This window comes from Bacillota bacterium (assembly GCA_024655925.1).
Taxonomy (GTDB): Bacteria; Bacillota; DTU025; order DTU025; family JANLFS01; genus JANLFS01.
Window position 1 is genome coordinate 1 of sequence record JANLFS010000093.1, and the last position, 3,639, is coordinate 3,639.

Genomic DNA, 3,639 nt, shown 5'->3' on the forward strand with positions numbered 1-3,639 from the left:
CAAGAGGAGTTCTTCCATACATTCAACTCCCTCTACGAAGCGGGCAAGCAGATTGTCATCACAAGCGACCGGCCTCCCAAGGAAATCGCGACCCTCGAAAGCAGGCTGCGGTCGAGGTTCGAATGGGGGCTGATTACTGACATACAGGCCCCTGATCTTGAAACGCGCATCGCGATACTGAGGAAGAAAGCCGCATCTGAGGGGTCAGATATCCCGCAGGAAGTCTTGATCCATATTGCTCAGGAGATCCACTCCAACATCCGCGAACTCGAGGGCGCACTCATCCGCGTTCGGGCGTACGCAGGGCTCACTGGACGACAGATCACTCAGAGCCTCGCCGCTGAAGTTCTGAAGGACATGATCCCATCGTCACGTCCGAAGCAGATCTCCGTTGAGTTCATCCAGCGCGTTGTCGCAGACTACTTCAGCATAGAAGTCTCCGAGATGAGGGCAAAGAGCAGGGTGCGGAGCGTCTCCTTCCCCAGGCAGCTGGCCATGTACCTCACCCGCGAGCTCACCGAACTCTCCCTGCCCAAGATCGGAGAGGAATTCGGAGGGCGTGATCACACAACCGTGATCCACGCGTGTGAGAAGATCCAGCAGGATCTCAAAGGCGATGCTTCCCTCAACGCCACCGTGAAGGAGATCGTCGCGCGGCTCCAGAATGGATAGCAGTTCCGGGAATAGGTTGTAGATAACTCCGTGGATGGTATGTTGACAACCTGTGGACCGGGTGTGGATCCTTCCCTTGAGTGTGGACAACTCAGTAGAATGTGGACAACTCCCCACAAGTCATCCAGAACACATCCACACCCCGAACACCACTCTTGACTGGACGGTTTTAAGGATGTCAACATATCCACAAGCCCTACGACTACGGCGACTAACGTACTTATATATTCGTGACACTAGTACAGTATGCGGGGTGGGGAGGTAGTCTCAAGTTGAAGATATCCTGTTCCAAAGCCGCCCTGGTAACGGGTGTACAGACAGTCTACAAGGCGGTATCGCCGAAAGCCACGATACCGGTACTCTCTGGAATTCTGGTGGAGACTTGCCCCGAAGGGCTCAGGCTCGTTGCCTACGACCTGGATCTCGGCATCGAAACCTTTGTCCCGGTCACCGTCGAAAGGGAAGGATCCCTGGTGTTCCCGGCGAGGTATCTCTCGGAGATCACCCGCAAGCTTCCTCATTCTGAAGTGCAGATGGAGTACCGCGAGGATACCAAGTCTGTGGAGATCCTATCCGACCGGATCAGCTTCAACATAAAGACAATGCCGGCTGACGAGTTCCCATCGCTGCCGGAAATCTCTCTGTCCAATGCGTGGTCCATATCAGAGCAGGACCTCCGTGCGATGATCCGAAGGACGGCCATAGCCGCGGCAATGGAGGATACTCGGGCATTCCTCACAGGGGTCTATGTTCTGATGGAACCAGGTAAGCTCACAATGGTTGCCACGGACACGTTCAGGCTGGCCCACAAGACCATGGATTTCCCCTCCCCCTTCGCTGAGACGAAGAGCGTGATCATTCCGGCGAAGACCCTTCTCGAGGTGGAGCGGAACCTGATGGTAGACGGAGAGAGAGAGGTGGAAATGGCCCTGACGGAACGACATGCCATGATCAAGGTCGGGGCGACCACCTTCGTCACGAGGTTGCTCGAAGGGCAATTCCCCAACTACAAGCAGGTCTTCCCGCAGAACATCCCTGCCAGGGTCACTTTGGACCGCAACCAGCTCTTGTCCTCGATAGACAGGGTCTCCTTGATGTGCAAGGACGATCTGAGTGCCGTCAAGATGGTGTACACCGGCGATGAAGGCAGTTCATCTGGGTTCCTCACAATAAGCGCCAATACTCCTGAGGTCGGACAGGCGACCGAGGACATCCCAGTCTCCATGCAGGGATATGCAGATATCACCGTGGCTCTGCGCGCTCGCTACCTCCGAGATGTGCTGAGGGTGCTAGAGGGCGAAGAAGTCTCCTTGGGGTACACCAGTTTCAAGCACCCAATCGAGGTGAAGGACGAGACGGACCCGAACTTCACCTATCTGGTGATGCCGGTTACGTCGGCGACATGAGGACCATCCTCATCACAACGGACTACATCCGCCTGGACCAACTCATGAAATGGGCGAACCTCGTGGATTCCGGTGGGGAAGCCAAAGCTCTGGTCCGCGCGGGCGAAGTCAGGGTCAACGGCCGCGTCGAGACGGCACGGGGCCGAAAGCTTCGCTCAGGAGATCGGGTGGAGTATGGCAGTGAAGTGGTGGTCGTGGAGCGTTCCGTCGAGGGGTGTGGGGATTGTGTGGATCAAGAGTGTCCACCTGACCTCTTTTCGTAACTACCGAGAGGCGGAAGTATCCCTCGACCCCGGTGTGAACCTGTTTCTGGGCCGAAACGCGCAGGGGAAGACTAACCTTCTAGAGGCCATGTACGTTGCGTCAGCCGGACGGTCCTACCGTGCTGCCCGTGACGCAGAATTGGTGCGGTGGGGCGACACATGCTTCAGAGTTGCCTGCTCGGTGCAGAGGAAACCTGCCTCAGTCACTTTGGAAGTGGCGTACTCGCTGGCTGGACAGAAACTCGTGCGGCTGAATGCCTCAGAGAGGATACGCGCGGCAGACCTGTCGTCCTACCTCAATGTGGTTATGTTTACCCCTGATGACCTTGCGCTAGTTAAGGGATCTCCCGCCGACCGCCGCAGGTTCCTCGACCTCGAGATCTCTCAGGTCAGCCCGAACTACCGTCACTGGCTCGCTTCCTACTCGAAGGCTCTCCTTCAGAGGAATGCTCTTCTGAAACGCGCCACCTCCAGTACCCGGACGGCGGACGTCCTGGATCCCTGGGATGAGCAGCTCGTCGAATTCGGCTCAAAGATCGCTGCCCGAAGAGCGGCTGTACTGGACACGCTGGGGGTCCTCGGCCGGATAACCCACAGGAGGATCACTGGAACCCAGGAAACCCTGAGTATAAGGTACTCGCCATCCGTTCCGCTCACAGAAGGGTCAAAAGCAGAACAGATTGCGCAAGCTTTCCGTGAGAAGCTGGAGAAACTGAGACGGGCGGAGTTGATCAGAGGGATGACCCTTGCGGGTCCGCATCGGGATGATGTCTCTTTCGAAATCGACGGGGTCGATGCGGCGGCATATGGCTCGCAAGGTCAGCAGAGATCGATCGTGTTGTCATTGAAACTCGCAGAGGTGGAGTTCATCAAATCTCAGATGGGCGAGCACCCAGTTCTCCTCCTCGATGATGTTCTATCCGAGCTCGACGAGAGCAGGAGAGGACATCTTCTCTCAGAGGTAGTGGGCAGGTACCAGGCCCTGGTAACCAGCTCCGAGCCTGAGTCGGTAAGGGCGATGCCGCCCGACTCACGAAGGTTCAATATAGCCTCAGGAAGCGTCACGGAGGTAGCATCCTGATGGTCCACCGTCTTTGCGACGTGTTGCGCGCAGCAGCGGCCCGTGCCGGAGTGACACAGAAACTCCGGGAAACTGCGTCACTGTCCGTCTGGAATGACGAACTCCGCGGAAAGTTCCCGGTGGCTTCCCGCGCAACCTACGTGCGGAACCGAACCCTCCACGTCACGGTGGAGAAGTCCGCGTGGGCACAGCAGTTCACTATGCTAAAGGCGGACTT

5 protein-coding genes are annotated in these 3,639 nt (G+C 57.2%); all 5 read left to right on the plus strand.

The window, feature by feature from the left end:
• Window positions 1–672 (plus strand): chromosomal replication initiator protein DnaA (locus NUW23_12585; protein MCR4427001.1); only part of this gene is annotated, 672 nt, incomplete at its 5' end.
• Between the two features lie 272 nt (window positions 673–944).
• Window positions 945–2,078 (plus strand): DNA polymerase III subunit beta, encoded by a 1,134-nt coding sequence (gene dnaN, locus NUW23_12590; protein ID MCR4427002.1) that lies wholly within the window; start codon window positions 945–947, stop codon window positions 2,076–2,078.
• A complete protein-coding gene (locus tag NUW23_12595) occupies window positions 2,075–2,341 on the plus strand; it encodes an RNA-binding S4 domain-containing protein (protein MCR4427003.1) in 267 nt (88 codons plus the stop codon). The genes dnaN and NUW23_12595 overlap by 4 nt, the downstream gene beginning before the upstream one ends.
• Entirely contained in the window at window positions 2,304–3,422 is a 1,119-nt protein-coding gene (gene recF / locus NUW23_12600; GenBank protein MCR4427004.1) for a DNA replication/repair protein RecF, read from the plus strand. The genes NUW23_12595 and recF overlap by 38 nt, the downstream gene beginning before the upstream one ends.
• On the plus strand, window positions 3,422–3,639 hold a 218-nt coding region (locus tag NUW23_12605), incomplete at its 3' end, for a DUF721 domain-containing protein (protein ID MCR4427005.1). The genes recF and NUW23_12605, both read left to right, overlap by 1 nt.